Here is a 15,731-nt window from a genome sequence, read left to right as displayed (position 1 = left end):
TGAGGAGGAATCTGGCCGTGGCCGATCCTGCACGCGTACGCATCGCTCTTCTCTCCACCTCCGACACGGACCTGCTCTCGGCCCGTGCCAGCGAGGCCGACTACGTCTGGGCGAACCCGTCGCGGACCGCCGACCTCGAGCGCGTCGTCGCCGACGCCGACCTGGTCGTCTTCCGGCTCCTCGGCTCGCCCACCGATCTTTGGGACGGCCTGAGCGCCGTCAAGGAGCGCGGCACGCCGGTGGTCGTCCTCGGCGGCGAGCAGCAGCCGAGCGCCGAGCTGATGGAGCACTCCACGGTCCCGATGGGTGTCGCCGCGGAGGCGCACCGCTATCTCGCCGAGGGCGGTCCGGGCAACCTCGCCCAGCTGCACGCGTTCCTCTCCGACACTGTCCTGCTGACCGGGGTCGGGTTCGAGCCGCCGGCCACGGTGCCGGCGTGGGGTTTCGCTGACCGTGTTGGTCTCGACACGCCTTCGCCGCCCTCGCTTCGCTCGGGTGCTCCCTCGCTCGGCACACCCGGACGAGCAAGCTCGCCGGGCGGCCTCGCTCGGTCGCATAGCGGCTCCGGCGGCTCGACCGACGGGGGCGGCTCGACCAGCGACAAGGCGCGGATCGGGATCCTCTACTACCGCGCCCACGAGACCAGCGGGAACACCGCGTTCGCGCACGCGCTGGCCGATGCCATCGACGCGACCGGAGCGGCCACCGGCGTACCCGTCTTCGCGGGCTCCCTGCGCTCGGCCCCCGATGACCTCTACGAGGCGCTCGGCAGCCTCGACGCGCTCATCGTGACCGTGCTCGCGGCCGGCGGTTCCGTGCCGGCCTCGGCGAGCGCCGGCGGTGAGGACGAGGCCTGGGACGTCGAGCGGATGGCGGCGCTGGACATCCCGGTGCTGCAGGGTCTGTGCCTGACCAGCTCGCGCGCGGAGTGGGAGGCTTCCGACGACGGCGTGACGCCGCTGGACTCGGCGAACCAGATCGCGATCCCGGAGTTCGACGGACGGATCATCACCGCGCCGTTCTCCTTCAAGGAGCTCGACGAGCAGGGGCTGCCCCACTATGTCGCCGACCCCGAGCGCACCGTCCGGGTCGCCAGGATCGCTGTCAACCACGCGCGTCTGCGGCACACGGCCAACCAGGACAAGCGCCTCGCGCTCGTGCTCTCCGCCTACCCGACCAAGCACTCCCGCATCGGCAACGCCGTCGGCCTCGACACCCCGGTCTCCGCGATCCGCATGCTCCGTCGGCTGCGCGAGGAGGGCTACGACCTGGGGCAGGACAACGAGGTCGTACGCATCATCGACTCGGCCGACGACACGGCTGCCGGTGACGCACTGATCCACGCACTGATCGCGGCTGGAGGCCAGGACGAGGAGTGGCTGACCAACGCCCAGCTCACCGACGCCCACGTCCGCATCTCGAAGGCCGACTACGACCAGTGGACCGCCGACCTCCCCGCCGAGCTGCGCGAACAGATGGTCGAGACCTGGGGGCCGACGCCGGGAAGCCTCTTCGTCAACGACAACGAAGAGCTCGTCCTGGCCACGCTCCAGGCCGGCAACATCGTGATCCTGATCCAGCCGCCGCGCGGGTTCGGCGAGAACCCCGTCGCGATCTACCACGACCCGGACCTGCCGCCGAGCCACCACTATCTGGGCGCCTACCGTTGGCTCGAGCACGGCTTCAAGGCCGACGCGGTCGTCCATCTCGGCAAGCACGGCTCGATGGAGTGGCTGCCCGGCAAGAACGCGGCCCTCTCGGCGTCCTGCGGTCCGGACGCGGCCATCGGCAACATGCCGCTGATCTACCCGTTCCTGGTCAACGACCCCGGCGAGGGTGCCCAGGCCAAGCGCCGCGCGCACGCCACGATCGTCGACCACCTGGTGCCGCCGATGGCGCGCGCGGAGTCCTACGGCGACATCGCGCGCCTGGAGGGGCTGATGGAGGAGTACGACCGGATCTCCTCCATGGACCCGGCCAAGCTGCCTGCCATCCGTGGCGAGATCTGGCAGCTGATGAAGGCCGCCGAGCTCCACCGCGACCTCGGCCTGGAGGAGCGGCCCGAGGACGACGACTTCGACGACTTCATGCTCCACATCGACGGCTGGCTCTGCGAGATCAAGGACGCCCAGATCCGCGACGGTCTGCACATCCTGGGCGCCGCACCCGAGGGCGAGGCGCGGGTCAACCTGGTGCTCTCGATCCTGCGGGCCGCGCAGGTCTGGGGCGGCGTCGGCGGCGCCGTGCCCGGGCTGCGAGCGGCGCTCGGGCTCAAAGAAGGGGTCTCGACAGGCTCGACCACCGGGAAATCGGCGGTCGACGAGATCGAGGCCAAGGCCCGGGACCTGGTGCAGCGGATGGACGCGGCCGGCTGGGACCCGGCGGTCGCCAAGACGCTGCACGACGACCCAGCCGTCCAGCAGGTGCTCGTCTTCGCCGCCGAGCAGGTGGTGCCGCGGCTGAACGGGACGACCGACGAGCTGTCCGCCGTCCTGCACGCCTTGGACGGTGGCTTCGTCCCCGCGGGGCCGTCGGGCTCGCCGCTGCGCGGGCTGGTCAACGTACTTCCGACCGGGCGCAACTTCTACACCGTCGACCCGCGCGCGGTGCCGTCGCGGCTGGCCTGGCAGACCGGGCAGGCGATGGCCGACTCGCTGCTTCAGCGCTACCTGGACGAGACCGGCGACTACCCCACCTCGGTCGGGCTGTCGGTGTGGGGCACGTCCGCGATGCGTACGGCCGGTGACGACATCGCCGAGGTGCTCGCGCTGCTCGGCGTCCGCCCCGAGTGGGACGAGGCCTCCCGCCGCATCACCCACCTCGACATCATCTCGCTCGAGGAGCTGGGCAGGCCCCGGATCGACGTGACCGTACGCATCTCCGGCTTCTTCCGCGACGCGTTCCCGCACGTCGTCTCGATGCTCGACGACGCGGTCCGGATGGTCGCCGACCTGGACGAGTCGCCCGAGGACAACTACGTCCGCGCCCACACGCTCGCGGACCTCGCCGAGCACGGCGACCAGCGCCGCGCGACCTCGCGGATCTTCGGCTCCAAGCCCGGTTCGTACGGTGCCGGGATCCTGCAGGTGATCGAGGCCGGCAACTGGCGCTCCGACGCCGACCTGGCGGATGTCTACACGGCATGGGGCGGCTTCGCCTACGGCCGCGACCTCGACGGCGCCCCGGCGGCCGACGACATGCGCGCCAACTACCGCCGGATCAAGGTCGCCGCCAAGAACGTCGACTCCGCCGAGCACGACATCGCCGACTCCGACGACTACTTCCAGTACCACGGCGGCATGGTCGCCACCGTCCGCGCGCTGACCGGCTCGGACCCGAAGGCGTACGTCGGCGACTCCACCTCTCCCGACGCCATCAAGACCCGGACGCTGCAGGAGGAGACGAACCGCGTCTTCCGTGCGCGCGTGGTCAACCCGCGCTGGATCTCTGCGATGCAGCGGCACGGCTACAAGGGCGCCTTCGAGCTGGCCGCGACCGTCGACTACCTCTTCGGTTTCGACGCGACCGCCGGCGTGGTGCAGGACTGGATGTACGAGAAGCTCGCCCGCGAGTACGTCCTGGACGAGACCAACCAGGAGTTCATGCGGACCTCGAACCCATGGGCCCTGCGTGGCATCGTGGAGCGACTGCACGAGGCTGCGGAGCGCGGGCTGTGGGAGTCGCCCGACCCCGATGTCGTCGCGGCGATGCAGGAGATCTATCTCGACATCGAAGGTGACCTGGAGGAAGAGTGACGCGCACGATCAAGATCATCGGCGTCGGTCCAGGTGACCCCGACCAGGTCACCCTGGAAGCCGTCGCCGCGATGCGGTCGGTCGACTACTTCCTCGTCACCGACAAGTCCGGCACGGCCAAGGGCGGGATGCCGGATCCGCTCGTTCGGGCGCGCGAGGAGCTGCTCGACCGGCACCTCGACCGGCCGGCGCGGGTGGTCAAGGTCGCAGACGCACCCCGCGAGCGGCGCGAGGAGTTCACCGGGACCGACGCGGAGTATCGGGCCGCGGTCGCCGCCTGGCACCGGGCCCGGGTCGAGAAGTATCTCGCCGTGCTGGCCGAGAACCCCGGCGACGTCGGCTTCCTGGTCTGGGGCGACCCGGCGTTCTACGACTCCACGATCCGGGTCGTCGACCAGATCGCTGATCAGATCGAGATCGAGGTCGACGTCATCCCAGGGATCTCCTCGGTGCAGCTGCTCGCCGCCCGTCATCGACTCGTCCTCCATGACGTCGGGCGCCCGCTCTACGTCACCACCGGCCGTGCGGTGCGCGAAGCCGTCGAGGCGGGGCACGACAATCTCGTGGTGATGCTCAACCGCGTCGTCGAACTGCCCGGCCTCGAGGACTGGCGGATCTGGTGGGGCGGCAACCTCGGCACTCGTGAGGAGGAGCTGGTCGCCGGCACCGTCGGTGAGGTTCTTCCGGCGATCGACGAGGCCCGGACCCGGCTGCGGGAGACGTCCGGGTGGGTCATGGACATCTATCTGCTCCGGGCTCCGCGGCGGTGAGCGGGCTGCTCGTCGCCGGCACGACTTCCGACGCGGGCAAGTCGGTTGTGACGACCGGGCTGTGCCGGGCGTTTGCCCGCCGGGGTGTGAAGGTGGCGCCGTACAAGGCGCAGAACATGTCGAACAACTCCATGGTGGTCTCGACAAGCTCGACCACCGACGACTGGGTCTCGACAGGCTCGACCACCGGGGACTGGGTCTCGGCAGGCTCGACCACCGGGGGCGGCTCGGCGCCCGACGGGACGATGGCCGAGATCGGCCGGGCGCAATGGGTACAGGCGCTGGCTGCCCGGGTGACTCCAGAGCCGGCGATGAACCCGGTGCTGCTCAAGCCGGGCTCCGACCGCCGCAGCCATGTGGTGTTGATGGGGCAGCCCGCGGGCGAGGTGTCCTCGCACGACTGGGAGGCGGGGCGCCGGCATCTGGCGACTGCGGCCCACGCGGCGTACGACGATCTCTCCGCTCGCTTCGAGGTGATCGTCGCCGAGGGTGCGGGGAGTCCGGCCGAGATCAACCTGCGGGCGGGCGACTACGTGAACATGGGGCTGGCGCAGCATGCCGGGCTGCCGACCGTGGTCGTGGGTGACATCGACCGGGGCGGGGTCTTCGCGGCGATGTACGGCACCCTGGCCCTTCTCGATCCCGCGGACCAGGCCCTGATCAGCGGTTTTGTGATCAACAAGTTCCGGGGTGACGTCGGGCTGCTCGCTCCCGGTCTCGCCTCCCTCGAGAAGCTCACCGAGCGCCCGGTCTTCGGCGTGCTCCCCTGGGAGCCGTCGTTGTGGCTCGACTCGGAGGACGCCCTCGATCTCGAGGGCCGCCGCGCGGCTGCCGGCGCCACCCGGAAGGTCGCGGTCGTACGTCTCCCCCGGATCTCCAACTTCACCGACGTCGACGCGCTCGGCCTGGAGCCGGACCTCGACGTCGTCTTCGCCTCCTCGCCGGCCGATGTCGCCGACGCCGATCTCGTCGTGCTCCCCGGCACCCGGTCCACAATCAGCGACCTCGCCTGGCTCCGCTCGCGGGGTCTCGACGTGGCCGTCGCCGAGCACGTCCGCCGCGGCCGTCCGCTCCTCGGGATCTGCGGTGGGTTCCAGATGCTCGGTCGCGTGATCGCCGATCCCCACGGGGTCGAGCAGAGCGGGATCGAAGGCTCCGCGGAGGTCGAGGGGCTGGGTCTGCTCGACGTACGCACCGACTTCTCCCCGGCCAAGAACCTCCGCCTGCCGACGGGGTCGGCGCTCGGCGTTGAGGCGAGCGGCTACGAGATCCACCATGGCCGGATCACGCGCGGCGACGGGGTGGAGGAGTTTCTCGGCGGTGCCCGTTCTGGGCAGGTCTTCGGGACGATGTGGCACGGGAGCCTGGAGGGCGACGCGCTGCGGGGTGCCTTCCTCGAGGCGACGTTGGGCCGCGAGCCGTCGGACGTCTCGTTCCCGGCTGCTCGTGAGCGTCGCATTGATCTGATCGGCGACCTCGTCGAGGAGCACCTCGACGTCGACGCGTTGCTCGACCTCGCCCGCTCCCCCGTCGGTCGAGCCACACCCGTTGGTCGAGCCGACGTCGTGAGGGACGAACGACGTCGTGTCGAGACCAACACGGTCCCACCGAGCGCGACAGAGGACTGTGTTGGTCTCGACACGCCTCCGCCTAGCGGCTCCGGCGGCTCGACCAGCGGAGGGACCACACGATGAAGCTGTTGATCCTCGGCGGCACGAGCGAGGCCCGCGAGCTCGCCGTGCAACTGATCGACGTCGGTGTCGACGTCACCTCCTCCCTCGCAGGCAGGGTCGCGCGACCGCGGCTGCCCGTCGGAGAGGTGCGGATCGGTGGGTTCGGGGGTGTCGAGGGGCTGAAGGCGGCGCTCGTCGAGTTCGACGCGGTCGTCGACGCGACACATCCGTTCGCGCGCGGGATGTCAGCCAACGCCGCCGCGGCCTGTGGGCAGACCGGCCATCCGCTGCTCAGGCTGGAACGGCCCGGCTGGCCGACCGACCCGTCCTGGGCCTACGTCGACACCCACGACCAGGCGGCCACGCTCGCCGCCGACCTCGGCGAGCGTCCCTTCATCACGGTCGGGCGCCAGGAGCTCGCCCGGTTCGTCCCCGCTCTCGGCGCACACTCGGCGCTGGCCCGCGTGGTCGATCCTCCCGAGCTCGACCTCCCCGAGCCGTGGACCCTGCTGACCAGCCGCGGGCCCTATGACCTCGACGGCGAGCTCGCCCTGATGCGCGAGCACGGCGCCGACGTACTCATCACCAAGGACTCCGGCGGCGCCTACACCTGGCCGAAGATGGCGGCGGCCGCCGAGCTGGGCGTGCAGGTGGTCGTCGTCCGCCGGCCCGTCGGCCCCGGTGACGTGGCGACGGTCGACGACGTCGGCGAAGCGGTGAGCTGGGTGCTGGGTCGGCGATCGCTATGACAGCGGGTCCGACCTCGTGAACGTCGACACATTGCTGGACCCTCAGTCACAGGCGCGGGTCCTCGTGGGTATGTCCGTGACCGACGTCGACCGGCGCGACGAGCTCCTCGGCTGGGCGCGCGACCACGACGCGAGCGTCGCCTTCCTGCAGCTGGGCGACCCGTCGCTCTCCCACGAGCTGACCCGCCTGGCCGACGACGGCGTCGCGACCGTCACCCTGATCGGCATCAGCCTCGGCCCGCTCGCCCCGGGTCACTCCTGGCTACGCCGGATCGCCGCCCACTGGTGGCGTGAGCGCACCGGCCGGCGACCCGAGATCCAGGTGGCGACCGGACTGGTGACCGCTCCCGATGAGGTCGCAGCGGCGCTGGCCGACAAGCTGGCCGAGACCCGCCCGATCACCGGCACCGAGCCCGGGCTCACCTCGCCGGCGTGGGAGCAGGTGCCCAGCCACGTACGCCAGGTCCTCATCTGCCGCGGCCCACGCTGCACCGCGAAGGGCTCGGAGGAGACCGCCCGGGCGGTGGTCCTGGGCGCGATGGAGGCCGGGCTCGGCGACGACGACCTGCTGATCACCCACACCGGCTGCCAGTTCCCGTGCAACCAGGCTCCGGTGCTCAGCGTGCAGCCCGACGACGTCTGGTACGGCAACGTGGAAGCGGCCGCCGCCCGAGTGATCGTGCGTGATCACCTGGCCGAGGGCCGCCCCGTGGAGGCCTACCGCCTCCCCCGCTGACCGCCGAGTCGGCCCATCCTCACCCAGATCCACGTCGAGTCGGCGCGTTGTAACGCGCCGACTCGACGTGATTTCCGGTCAGGATGAGCCGACTCGGTGCGGGTCACAACGTGGCGGCGAGTGCCTTGCGCTCGGCAACGGCCTGCTCCTGCGCGTAGAGCCGACCGACGAGGCCGACGAGCGCCACCCCGAGCACGCCCCACATCGTGGCGAGCGTGATCAGCGAGGCGATCCGGAAGGACCACAGCGTGTCCGCCGGGAAGTCGCCGATCTCGTTGACCGTGACGAAGAGCTGACCCGCGACGACCACGACCAGCAGATAGGCGGCGATGCCGCCGACCACGGCCGCGTAGGTCCCGATCCGCACTCCCAGCCGCACCGCGCCATAGGTGGCGAGCACGGCCGCGAGGACGGAGACGAGCAGGTAGCCGAAGTAGACCGACGTACGCAGCCCGATGGTGTCCCCGCTGCCGACCGCGGGTGGCGTGGCCGGATATTTGAGGAACGGCACCAGCGCGACCGCGACGAAGCCGATCAGCGTGACGAGCGCCGTCGACTGGCCCGGCGTGAGCCGCCCGAGTCGCCCCATCGTGGCAGCGGCGACCAGCCCGATGATGCCCCCGAGCGCGACGCCGACCGCCAGGGTGCCGGTCAGCAGACCCCAGGTGCTCTGGTTGGTGCGGGAGACCTCGGCGGCCTCTTCACCGCCCTCGTCGCCTTCGGCGGCGTGCGAGTGCGCATGCCCGTCGGCGCCGGCCGACTCCTCCAGGGCGATGGCAGCGCCGACCTGCGGCTCACCGACGGCGTACGCCACCAGGAAGGTGACGACGCCGGCGAGGAGTCCGGCTAGCAGGCCGCGTACGAGAAATGCACGCGGGCTCATCAGTGGCAGGGGTAGCCGAGCAGGTGACGACCGTCGTGGACCCACTCGTGGACGAGCGTGCCGGACGGGATCGAGACGGCGCCCTGGTCGGCGCTGATGAAGAAGAGCACCAGGAGGCCGAGCAGACCGAAGAAGAGCGCCCACGGGGCGAGCTCACGGAGCGGGATGGTGGGAAGGTCGGCGCCGGCGACGGGCGCCACAGCGTGCTGCGACATATGTCCTCCTCAGGGATATCTGCGTCCCTGTTCGATGGGGTTGGACGGACACTCGGGTCTGACTCCACCGCCGCGAGGCGATGTCACAGTAGCGCGACTGTGCCGGAGTTCCACCGGCTTCCTCATATCCGTTGCGTGCACTATAGCGAGATCTCAGCGGAGCCACTCGTTGCCGTCGAGATTGGTGAGATCGGTGATGTCGAGCGTCGGCTCGATCCCCGACTCGGGGACGATCCCGAAGTGCTCCAGCGAGCGGCGGACCCACTCGGCGGCGTCGATGTTGAGGGGCCCGGAGACCCACATCGCGTAGGGCAGGTTGACGAACCTGTTCTCCTTGACGGCACGCAGATCGCGGGAGGCGGGGTTGGCCTTGAGGACCTTGACCTTCTCCTCGTACGACTGGCCGGGGTAGTCCACGAAGTAGATGATGTCCGGGTCGGCGGCGGCGATGCGCTCCCAGCCGACCTCGGTCCAGGTGTCGTCGACATCGGCGGTCGCGTTGGTCACCCCGGCGGTGTCGAAGATCGCCTGCGGCCCGCCGAAGGAGCCGGACGTGAAGATCGCGTCGGTGCCGGAGTCGAACAGGAACGCGGTCGGCGCCTTCGCCGGTCCGGGCGCCCTCTCCAGGTCCTCGCGACGCTCCTCGATGTCGGTCACGACCTTCTCCGCGGTCTGCCGGTGACCGGTCAGCTCACCGATGTTGAGCAGGTCGGTACGCAGCGCCGTCCAGGCGTCCATGGTGCCGCGGTCGCCGTCCTCCTGCCGGCAGGTCTCGCTGAGCAGGTAGGTGGCGATGTCCTGCTCGTGCAGCGTCTCGGGCAGCAGGTTGCGCGACTCGTCGAACCCGTAGCCCCAGCCCGCGAACATCATCTGCGGCTTCACCGCCAGCACCGTCTCGAGGGTCGGCTGATCCTCGCCGACCACCCGGAGCTCGTCGACACGCTCCTGCGGGTAGCCGAGCTCGAGCAGCTGCTTGTCACGCGCCAGGCCGGTGACGGCGACGAGCTCGTCGCGCGCTCCGGCGGCGAGCGCGATCGAGATGATCCCGCCGTCGTACGCGTAGAGCTCGGTGAGCGGCTCGTCGACCGTGACCTTCTCGCCACAGTTCTCGACGGTGATCGCGGACTCGCCGGCGGCCGCGGATCCGGTCGCCTGCGCCGTACCGCAGGCGGTGAGGGTCGTGGCGCCGAGCGCGAGCGCAGCGAGGCAGGCAAGGCGTGGAGTCATGCCGGGTGGTCCTTCCGGGGGTGGATGAGCAGGTGGGGCTGGGCCAGGTGCGGATGAGTCACCTGGACGGAGCCGACGCCGAAGTGGAGGTCGACGCTGATGGCGTCGAGGACCTCGGCGGGCGGGCCATGGGCCACGACGGTCGCCGGGCCGGTGTCTGGGTCGGAGCCTTGGGGCCGGCCGAGAACCGCCAGCCGGTCGAAGGAGCGGAGCGCCAGGTCGAGGTCGTGGATCGTCGCGACCAGGGTCTCGGCGCGGTCGGCGACCGTCTGCAGCAGCCGCAGCTGCCAGGCGACGTCGAGATGGTTGGTGGGCTCGTCCAGGAGTATCACTGGGCAGTCCTGGGCGAGGCCGCGGGCCATCACCGCTCGCCGACGCTCGCCGCCGGAGAGCCGGTCGCAGGGCTCGTCGATCCGGTCGGCCAGGCCGACGGCGTCGAGAGCCGCACGCACGATCTCGCGCTCCTGCGTGCCGCCTCTGGCCCAGGGCCGGGTGCGTGGCACCCGGCCCAGCGCGACCATCTCGCCGACGAGCAGCTCGGCGGAGGCGACCTCTTCCTGGGGGACGTACGCCATCCGGCGGGCACGCTCACGCGAGCTGGTCCGACTGGTCTCGTGGAGGGCGCCGGAGGCGTCAGCGAGGTAGGTGTGGCCGGTGCTCGGCCGCAGCACTCCGGCGATGACCCGCAGCAAGGTCGACTTCCCCACTCCGTTGACGCCGACGATCCCGAGACTGGTGCCGGCGGGCACGTCGAGGTCGATGTCGCGAAGCACGTCGCGCGCACCCAGGCGGACACCGACGCCGCGCAGGCGCAGCACCGGACCGTTCTCGTGCGCGCTCATCCCTCACTCCCGAACCGGTACCTGCCGCGGCCCAGGAGCAGCAGGAACAGCGGCGCCCCGACGACACCGGTGACCACGCCCAGCGGGATCTCCTGTGGTCGGGCCACCAGCCGTGCCAGCACGTCGACCCACAGCAGAAACAGCCCACCGCCCAGGGCCGCGACGGGGAGGACGACCCGGTGCCGGGCGCCGACGAGCAACCGGGCCGCGTGCGGCACGATCAGCCCGACGAACCCGATCCCGCCGCTGACCGCGACCAGGACCCCGACCAGGACCGCCAACCCGACGAAGAGCGTCGTACGCAGCCCCGCGACGTTCACGCCGAGCGAGACCGCGGTCTCCGGGCCGGCGGCGAGCGCGTCCAGCCAGCGGTGCATGGCCAGCATCCCGACCCCCAGGACGAGGGTGAGCGCCGCGGGCAGCCACAGCTTCTCCCAGGTGGCACCGCCGACGCTGCCGAGCATCCAGAACATCACCGAGTTGGCGGCACGGGGGTCATCGCTCATGAAGACCAGGAACGAGGCAATCGCGGAGAGTCCCGAGGAGAGCACCACCCCGGAGAGCACCAGCCGGATCGGAGTCAGCCCGCCCTGCGCGGTCGCCACCAACCAGACCAGCAGTGCCGACCCGATCGCCCCGACCAGGGCACCGGTCGAGACGGCGTAGATGCCGAAGCCGGCCAGCGCACCCGTGGTGATCGCCGCCGTCGCCCCCACCGACGCCCCGGAGCTGATCCCGAGGAGGAACGGGTCGGCGAGCGGGTTGCGGACCAGGGTCTGCATCCCGGCGCCGGCCACCGCGAGGCCCGCCCCCACGACCAGGGCCAGCAGCGCCCGCGGAAGACGGAGGTCCCACACGATCACGTCCCATTTCCCCGGGGCGTTGCCCTGGACCCGGTCGGCGACCGCGGCGACGACCTCGGAGACCGGGATCCGCTCCGATCCGAACGCCAGGGAGGCCACGGCGCTGAGCACCGAGGCGAGCACCAGGCCGACGACCAACGGCAGGAAGGGCACTCTGCGGTTCGCGCCGGCAGCGGGCCTCCCGACGGCCCGGCGACGTACAGATGGCTGGGCATCGCGGAGGGACGCATCCACGGCTGTCGGCCTCTCAGGTCTCCTGGACCCTGATCGCGAGGGCCGTTGACGAATATCTGAGCCGACAGGTTTTCGGACTCGGGTTCAGCCGACGACGCTGCCTTCCCAGGACCTCAGATCCCAGTGGCGTCTAGCGTCGCCGTCTCCCTCACCGCTGCGCGCCAGTCCCGGAATCACACCGGAGTTCCCTGGCATCCCAGAGGATGCGTTCGACTCGGGCGACACGCTAGCACGGTCACCGAAGCCTGGCAGCGGTGTCACCCAGGAGGCCGGCGAAACACTAGATCTAGGAAGTTGCATTGATGTAGTTCCCGTATATGGTGGTGCTCGCAGCTGGTTCTCCCACCTCGGCGACGGGGCGGGAGAGGCAAGAGGGAACCCGGTTCGACTCCGGGACTGCCCCGCAGCGGTGAGTGGGAACGACCGCCGTCACAGAGCACTGGGAGCAAGCCGGCTCCTGGGAAGCGACGGCCAGTAGGACTGAGAACGATCGCGCCCACGAGTCCGAAGACCTGCCAGCGCACCGCACCCGCCGGGTGCGGTGGTCCGCGACCTCGAGGGACGGTCAGGGGATCAGGTCCTCGCGCCCGTCTTCCGGCGCGGCGCCGACGTCCTCTTCTCCTCGATGCGCGGATGAGCAACACATCCGAGCGGGCCGGGCGGGCCCGTGGACGAAGGGGACGATGAGATGATCGACACCGAGGGTCTGCCGATCCGGACCGAGAAGTCGGCGTACGTCTTCGACTACCCGATGGCCGAGGACCTGGCGAAGAAGCAGCGGAGCATCTTCTGGACGGCCGAGGAGATCCCGGTCGAGAACGACAAGCAGGACTTCCTGGTCAACATGACCGACGCCGAGCAGGCGGCGGTCAAGACGACGCTGAAGCTGTTCACCATCTACGAGCTGATCCTCGGCGGCGAGGTGTGGGGCGACCGGCTCTTCCACGCGTTCCCGCGCCCGGAGGTCCAGATGATGACCAACGCCTTCTCGTTCGCCGAGCTCAACATGCACGCGCCGTTCTACGCGAAGCTCAACAAGGTGCTCATGATCGACACCGAGGAGTTCTACGACTCCTACAAGAACGATCCGGTGCTGGCCGAGCGGATCGCCTTCGTGTGGGACGCCATCGCCGACGAGGACCTGCTCTACGCGCTGAGCGTCTTCACGCTGATGGAGAACTGCGTCCTCTACTCCAACTTCGCCTTCCTCAAGCACTTCCAGTCCGGCGGGAAGAACCTGCTGCAGAACGTGATCAGCGGCATCAACTTCTCCGCCCGCGACGAGAACCTGCACGCCACCGGCGGCGCCTGGCTGTTCAACACCACCCTCGAGGAGTACGCCGCGACCGTGCCGGCCGACAAGTTCGAGGCCGAGCGCGACGACCTCTTCGCGAGGGTCCGCGGCGTCGCCGAGCACCTCTACGCCCACGAGGCCCGGATCGTGGAGATGCTCTTCTCCCACGGGCCGATCCCAGGCATCGACCAGGCCGACCTGGAGACCTTCGTGAGGTCCCGCATCGACATGACCCTGGAGAACATGCGGATGGAGCCGCTGTTCGACGTCGAGGCCAACCCGATCGCCGAATGGTTCTACAACGGCATCAACGGCACCCAGTTCCACGACTTCTTCCAGGTCACCGGCAACGAATACAACCGCAACATCGGCGAGACGGAGTTCAGCTTCTGATGAGCAACAACAACTGGGAGGCACTCTCCGCCGAGCGCAAGGCGCTGCAGGCCGAGGACACCGTGCCCGCCTTCATGACCACGGCGGGCTACGCCATGTTCAAGGCCAAGTACGCCCATGAGCAGCAGAGCGTGCGGGAGCGCTACGAGACCATCGCCAGCACCGCCGGCGACCTCGCCGACGAGATGTACCCACGCGAGGACGGCGTCTCCTGGACGGAGCGGTTCTTCGAGGCGATCTGGAACGGCTGGCTCTCCCCGTCGACGCCGGTGCTGTCCAACCTCGGCACCGACCGGGGCCTGCCCGTCTCGTGCGAGGGCTCGTACGTCGAGGACTCGGTCTGGGGCTTCTACGAGACCCTCAAGGAGGCGGCGATCCTCTCCCAGAACGGGTTCGGGACCTCGGCGTACCTCGGCGACGTCCGGCCCCGTGGCGCGAAGTTCAGCGACAACGGCAAGGCCAACGGCGTGGTCCCGGTCTTCTGCAACTTCGTGGAGATGACCAACCAGATCAGCCAGGGCGCGACCCGGCGCGGCTCCTGGGCGGGCTACCTGCCGGTGGACCACCCGGACTTCTTCGAGCTCGCCGACCTGATCTTCCGCGAGCCCGCCAACAAGAACATCGGCTGGATCTTCAGCCAGGCGTTCATCGACAGGATGCTGGCCGGCGACAAGGACGCCCTGGAGCGCTACCAGCGGGTGCTGAAGATCCGGGTGGTGCTGGGCAAGGGCTACATCTGGAAGGTCGACACCGTCAACGCCGCCCAGACCGAGTCCTACCGAGCCAACGGGCTGGCCAACAAGGCCTCCAACCTGTGCTCGGAGATCACCCTGTTCAGCGACGAGGACCACTCCTACACCTGCGTGCTGTCCTCGCTGAACCTCTCGACCTACGACGAGTGGAAGGACCAGGACACCGCGTACGTCGCGACCGTCTTCCTCGACGCCGTCGCCGAGGCCTTCCTGCGCAAGGCCCGCGCCATCCGCGGCCTGGAGCGGGCGGTGCGCTACACCGAGAAGGCCCGCAGCCTGGGGCTGGGTGTGATGGGCTACCACGACTACCTGCAGAAGCAGCGGGTGCCGTTCGAGTCGGACAAGGCGGCGGCGCTGAACAAGGACATCTTCGAGCGGATCTCGTCGCACGCCGACGCCGCGTCACGGTGGATGGGCTCGGTCGCGGGCGTCCCGGAGTGGTGCGTCGGACGGCGCAACTCCCACCTGATGGCGATCGCGCCGACGATGAGCACCGCGGTGATCGTCGGCGGCACCAGCCAGGGCATCGAGCCGTACGTCGCGAACGTCTGGAACCAGACCACCTCGGCCGGCGAGATGCCGCGGGCCAACCAGAACCTCGTCGAGGTGATGGAGGAGCGCGGGGTCTACGACCAGGCGCACATCGACGACATCGTCGACCACGGCGGCTCGGTCCAGCACGTCGACTGGCTCGACGAGCACGAGAAGGACGTCTTCAAGACCGGCTACGAGATCGACCAGGAGATCCTGCTCGCCCGCGCGTCGGACCGGCAGGTCTACATCGACCAGGCCCAGTCGCTCAACCTGTTCTTCCAGGCCGACGCGACCCCGCAGTACATCAGCAAGATCCACAAGCTCGCCCTGCTCGACCCGAACATCAAGAGCCTGTACTACCTGCGTTCGCGTGCCGGTGTCCAAGCCAGCAAGCAGACCCGCACCAACTGAGAGGTACGACCATGAACCAGAACCCGACCACCGACGCGATCGACGACCTGACCTGGGACGACTGGAGCGATGCCGAGGTCTGCGCCATCGAGAACGGCCCTGACTGCGAGGCCTGCGAGGGCTGAAAGCGCCCCGTCCCACTCAACTCCCCGCTGGTCGAGCCGCGAGGCCGCCTGCGGCCGAGCGTGTCGAGACCAACACGGTCACCGTCGGCGCTCTCGAGGGCTGAAAGGCGCCCCGTCCCACTCAACACCTCGCTGGTCGAGCCGCGAGGCCGCCTGCGGCCGAGCGTGTCGAGACCAACACGGTCACCGTCGGCGCTCTCGAGGGCTGAAAAGCGCACCGTCCCACCCAACACCTCGCTGGTCGAGCCGCGAGGCCGCCTGCGGCCGAGCGTGTC

General features: G+C 69.9%; 12 protein-coding genes and 2 riboswitches. Of the genes, 7 read left to right on the top strand and 5 right to left on the bottom strand.

Going from position 1 to position 15,731, the window contains the following annotated elements; genetic code table 11:
* The first annotated feature begins 17 nt into the window (after window positions 1–17).
* From cobN to H5T77_RS19535, 5 genes are all read left to right on the top strand, one after another.
* Window positions 18–3,755 carry a cobaltochelatase subunit CobN gene (gene cobN / locus H5T77_RS19555; RefSeq protein WP_292652074.1) on the top strand — a complete coding sequence of 1,246 codons (3,738 nt, stop codon included), beginning with the start codon at window positions 18–20 and terminating at the stop codon, window positions 3,753–3,755.
* Entirely contained in the window at window positions 3,752–4,525 is a 774-nt protein-coding gene (gene cobF / locus H5T77_RS19550; protein ID WP_292652072.1) for a precorrin-6A synthase (deacetylating), read from the top strand. The genes cobN and cobF overlap by 4 nt, the downstream gene beginning before the upstream one ends.
* Window positions 4,522–6,219, top strand: coding sequence for a cobyric acid synthase (locus H5T77_RS19545; RefSeq protein WP_292652070.1), 1,698 nt, complete (start codon window positions 4,522–4,524; stop codon window positions 6,217–6,219). The genes cobF and H5T77_RS19545 overlap by 4 nt, the downstream gene beginning before the upstream one ends.
* Complete coding sequence (locus H5T77_RS19540) at window positions 6,216–6,947, top strand: cobalt-precorrin-6A reductase (protein WP_292652068.1); 732 nt, start codon at window positions 6,216–6,218, stop codon at window positions 6,945–6,947. The genes H5T77_RS19545 and H5T77_RS19540 overlap by 4 nt, the downstream gene beginning before the upstream one ends.
* Window positions 6,948–7,017: 70 nt before the next feature.
* Window positions 7,018–7,683, top strand: a complete 666-nt coding sequence (locus H5T77_RS19535) for a (2Fe-2S) ferredoxin domain-containing protein (RefSeq protein WP_292652066.1) — start codon at window positions 7,018–7,020, stop codon at window positions 7,681–7,683.
* Window positions 7,684–7,786: 103 nt separating this feature from the next.
* On the opposite strand, the gene H5T77_RS19530 is transcribed toward H5T77_RS19535, so the two are convergent.
* The 5 genes from H5T77_RS19530 to H5T77_RS19510 form a co-directional block, all read right to left on the bottom strand.
* Window positions 7,787–8,566, bottom strand: a complete 780-nt coding sequence (locus H5T77_RS19530) for a CbtA family protein (protein WP_292652064.1) — start codon at window positions 8,564–8,566, stop codon at window positions 7,787–7,789.
* Window positions 8,566–8,781: a CbtB domain-containing protein gene (locus H5T77_RS19525; RefSeq protein WP_179659100.1), complete on the bottom strand. Its 216-nt coding sequence runs from the start codon at window positions 8,779–8,781 to the stop codon at window positions 8,566–8,568. The genes H5T77_RS19530 and H5T77_RS19525 overlap by 1 nt, the downstream gene beginning before the upstream one ends.
* Window positions 8,782–8,934: 153 nt before the next feature.
* On the bottom strand, window positions 8,935–10,008 hold the full coding sequence (locus H5T77_RS19520) for an ABC transporter substrate-binding protein (protein ID WP_292652062.1): 1,074 nt from the start codon (window positions 10,006–10,008) through the stop codon (window positions 8,935–8,937).
* A complete protein-coding gene (locus tag H5T77_RS19515) occupies window positions 10,005–10,850 on the bottom strand; it encodes an ABC transporter ATP-binding protein (RefSeq protein WP_292652060.1) in 846 nt (281 codons plus the stop codon). Before H5T77_RS19515 ends, H5T77_RS19520 begins: the two co-directional genes overlap by 4 nt.
* Window positions 10,847–11,866 (bottom strand): FecCD family ABC transporter permease, encoded by a 1,020-nt coding sequence (locus H5T77_RS19510; RefSeq protein WP_292652104.1) that lies wholly within the window; start codon window positions 11,864–11,866, stop codon window positions 10,847–10,849. Before H5T77_RS19510 ends, H5T77_RS19515 begins: the two co-directional genes overlap by 4 nt.
* Before the next feature lie 127 nt (window positions 11,867–11,993).
* Window positions 11,994–12,176, bottom strand: a riboswitch (cobalamin riboswitch).
* An 88-nt stretch (window positions 12,177–12,264) separates the two neighbouring features.
* Window positions 12,265–12,481, top strand: a riboswitch (cobalamin riboswitch).
* Between the two features lie 154 nt (window positions 12,482–12,635).
* Between H5T77_RS19510 and H5T77_RS19505 the strand changes: the two genes are divergently transcribed.
* Window positions 12,636–13,634 (top strand): ribonucleotide-diphosphate reductase subunit beta, encoded by a 999-nt coding sequence (locus H5T77_RS19505; protein ID WP_292652058.1) that lies wholly within the window; start codon window positions 12,636–12,638, stop codon window positions 13,632–13,634.
* Window positions 13,634–15,331, top strand: a complete 1,698-nt coding sequence (locus H5T77_RS19500; RefSeq protein ID WP_292652056.1) for a ribonucleotide reductase N-terminal alpha domain-containing protein — start codon at window positions 13,634–13,636, stop codon at window positions 15,329–15,331. Before H5T77_RS19505 ends, H5T77_RS19500 begins: the two co-directional genes overlap by 1 nt.
* Window positions 15,332–15,731 lie beyond the last annotated feature (400 nt).

This window comes from Nocardioides sp. (genome assembly GCF_014360585.1).
GTDB lineage: Bacteria > Actinomycetota > Actinomycetes > Propionibacteriales > Nocardioidaceae > Nocardioides.
The sequence above is the reverse complement of the archived record's forward strand: the minus strand, read 5'-3'. Positions and strand labels throughout refer to the sequence as shown.

Coding starts and splice junctions, on each gene's coding strand:
- H5T77_RS19535 (WP_292652066.1), top strand. CDS start 7,018: ATGTCCGTGACCGACGTCGACCGGCGCGACGAGCTCCTCGGCTGGGCG.
- H5T77_RS19500 (WP_292652056.1), top strand. CDS start 13,634: ATGAGCAACAACAACTGGGAGGCACTCTCCGCCGAGCGCAAGGCGCTG.
- H5T77_RS19540 (WP_292652068.1), top strand. CDS start 6,216: ATGAAGCTGTTGATCCTCGGCGGCACGAGCGAGGCCCGCGAGCTCGCC.
- H5T77_RS19530 (WP_292652064.1), bottom strand. CDS start 8,566: ATGAGCCCGCGTGCATTTCTCGTACGCGGCCTGCTAGCCGGACTCCTC.
- H5T77_RS19525 (WP_179659100.1), bottom strand. CDS start 8,781: ATGTCGCAGCACGCTGTGGCGCCCGTCGCCGGCGCCGACCTTCCCACC.
- H5T77_RS19520 (WP_292652062.1), bottom strand. CDS start 10,008: ATGACTCCACGCCTTGCCTGCCTCGCTGCGCTCGCGCTCGGCGCCACG.
- H5T77_RS19505 (WP_292652058.1), top strand. CDS start 12,636: ATGATCGACACCGAGGGTCTGCCGATCCGGACCGAGAAGTCGGCGTAC.
- H5T77_RS19515 (WP_292652060.1), bottom strand. CDS start 10,850: ATGAGCGCGCACGAGAACGGTCCGGTGCTGCGCCTGCGCGGCGTCGGT.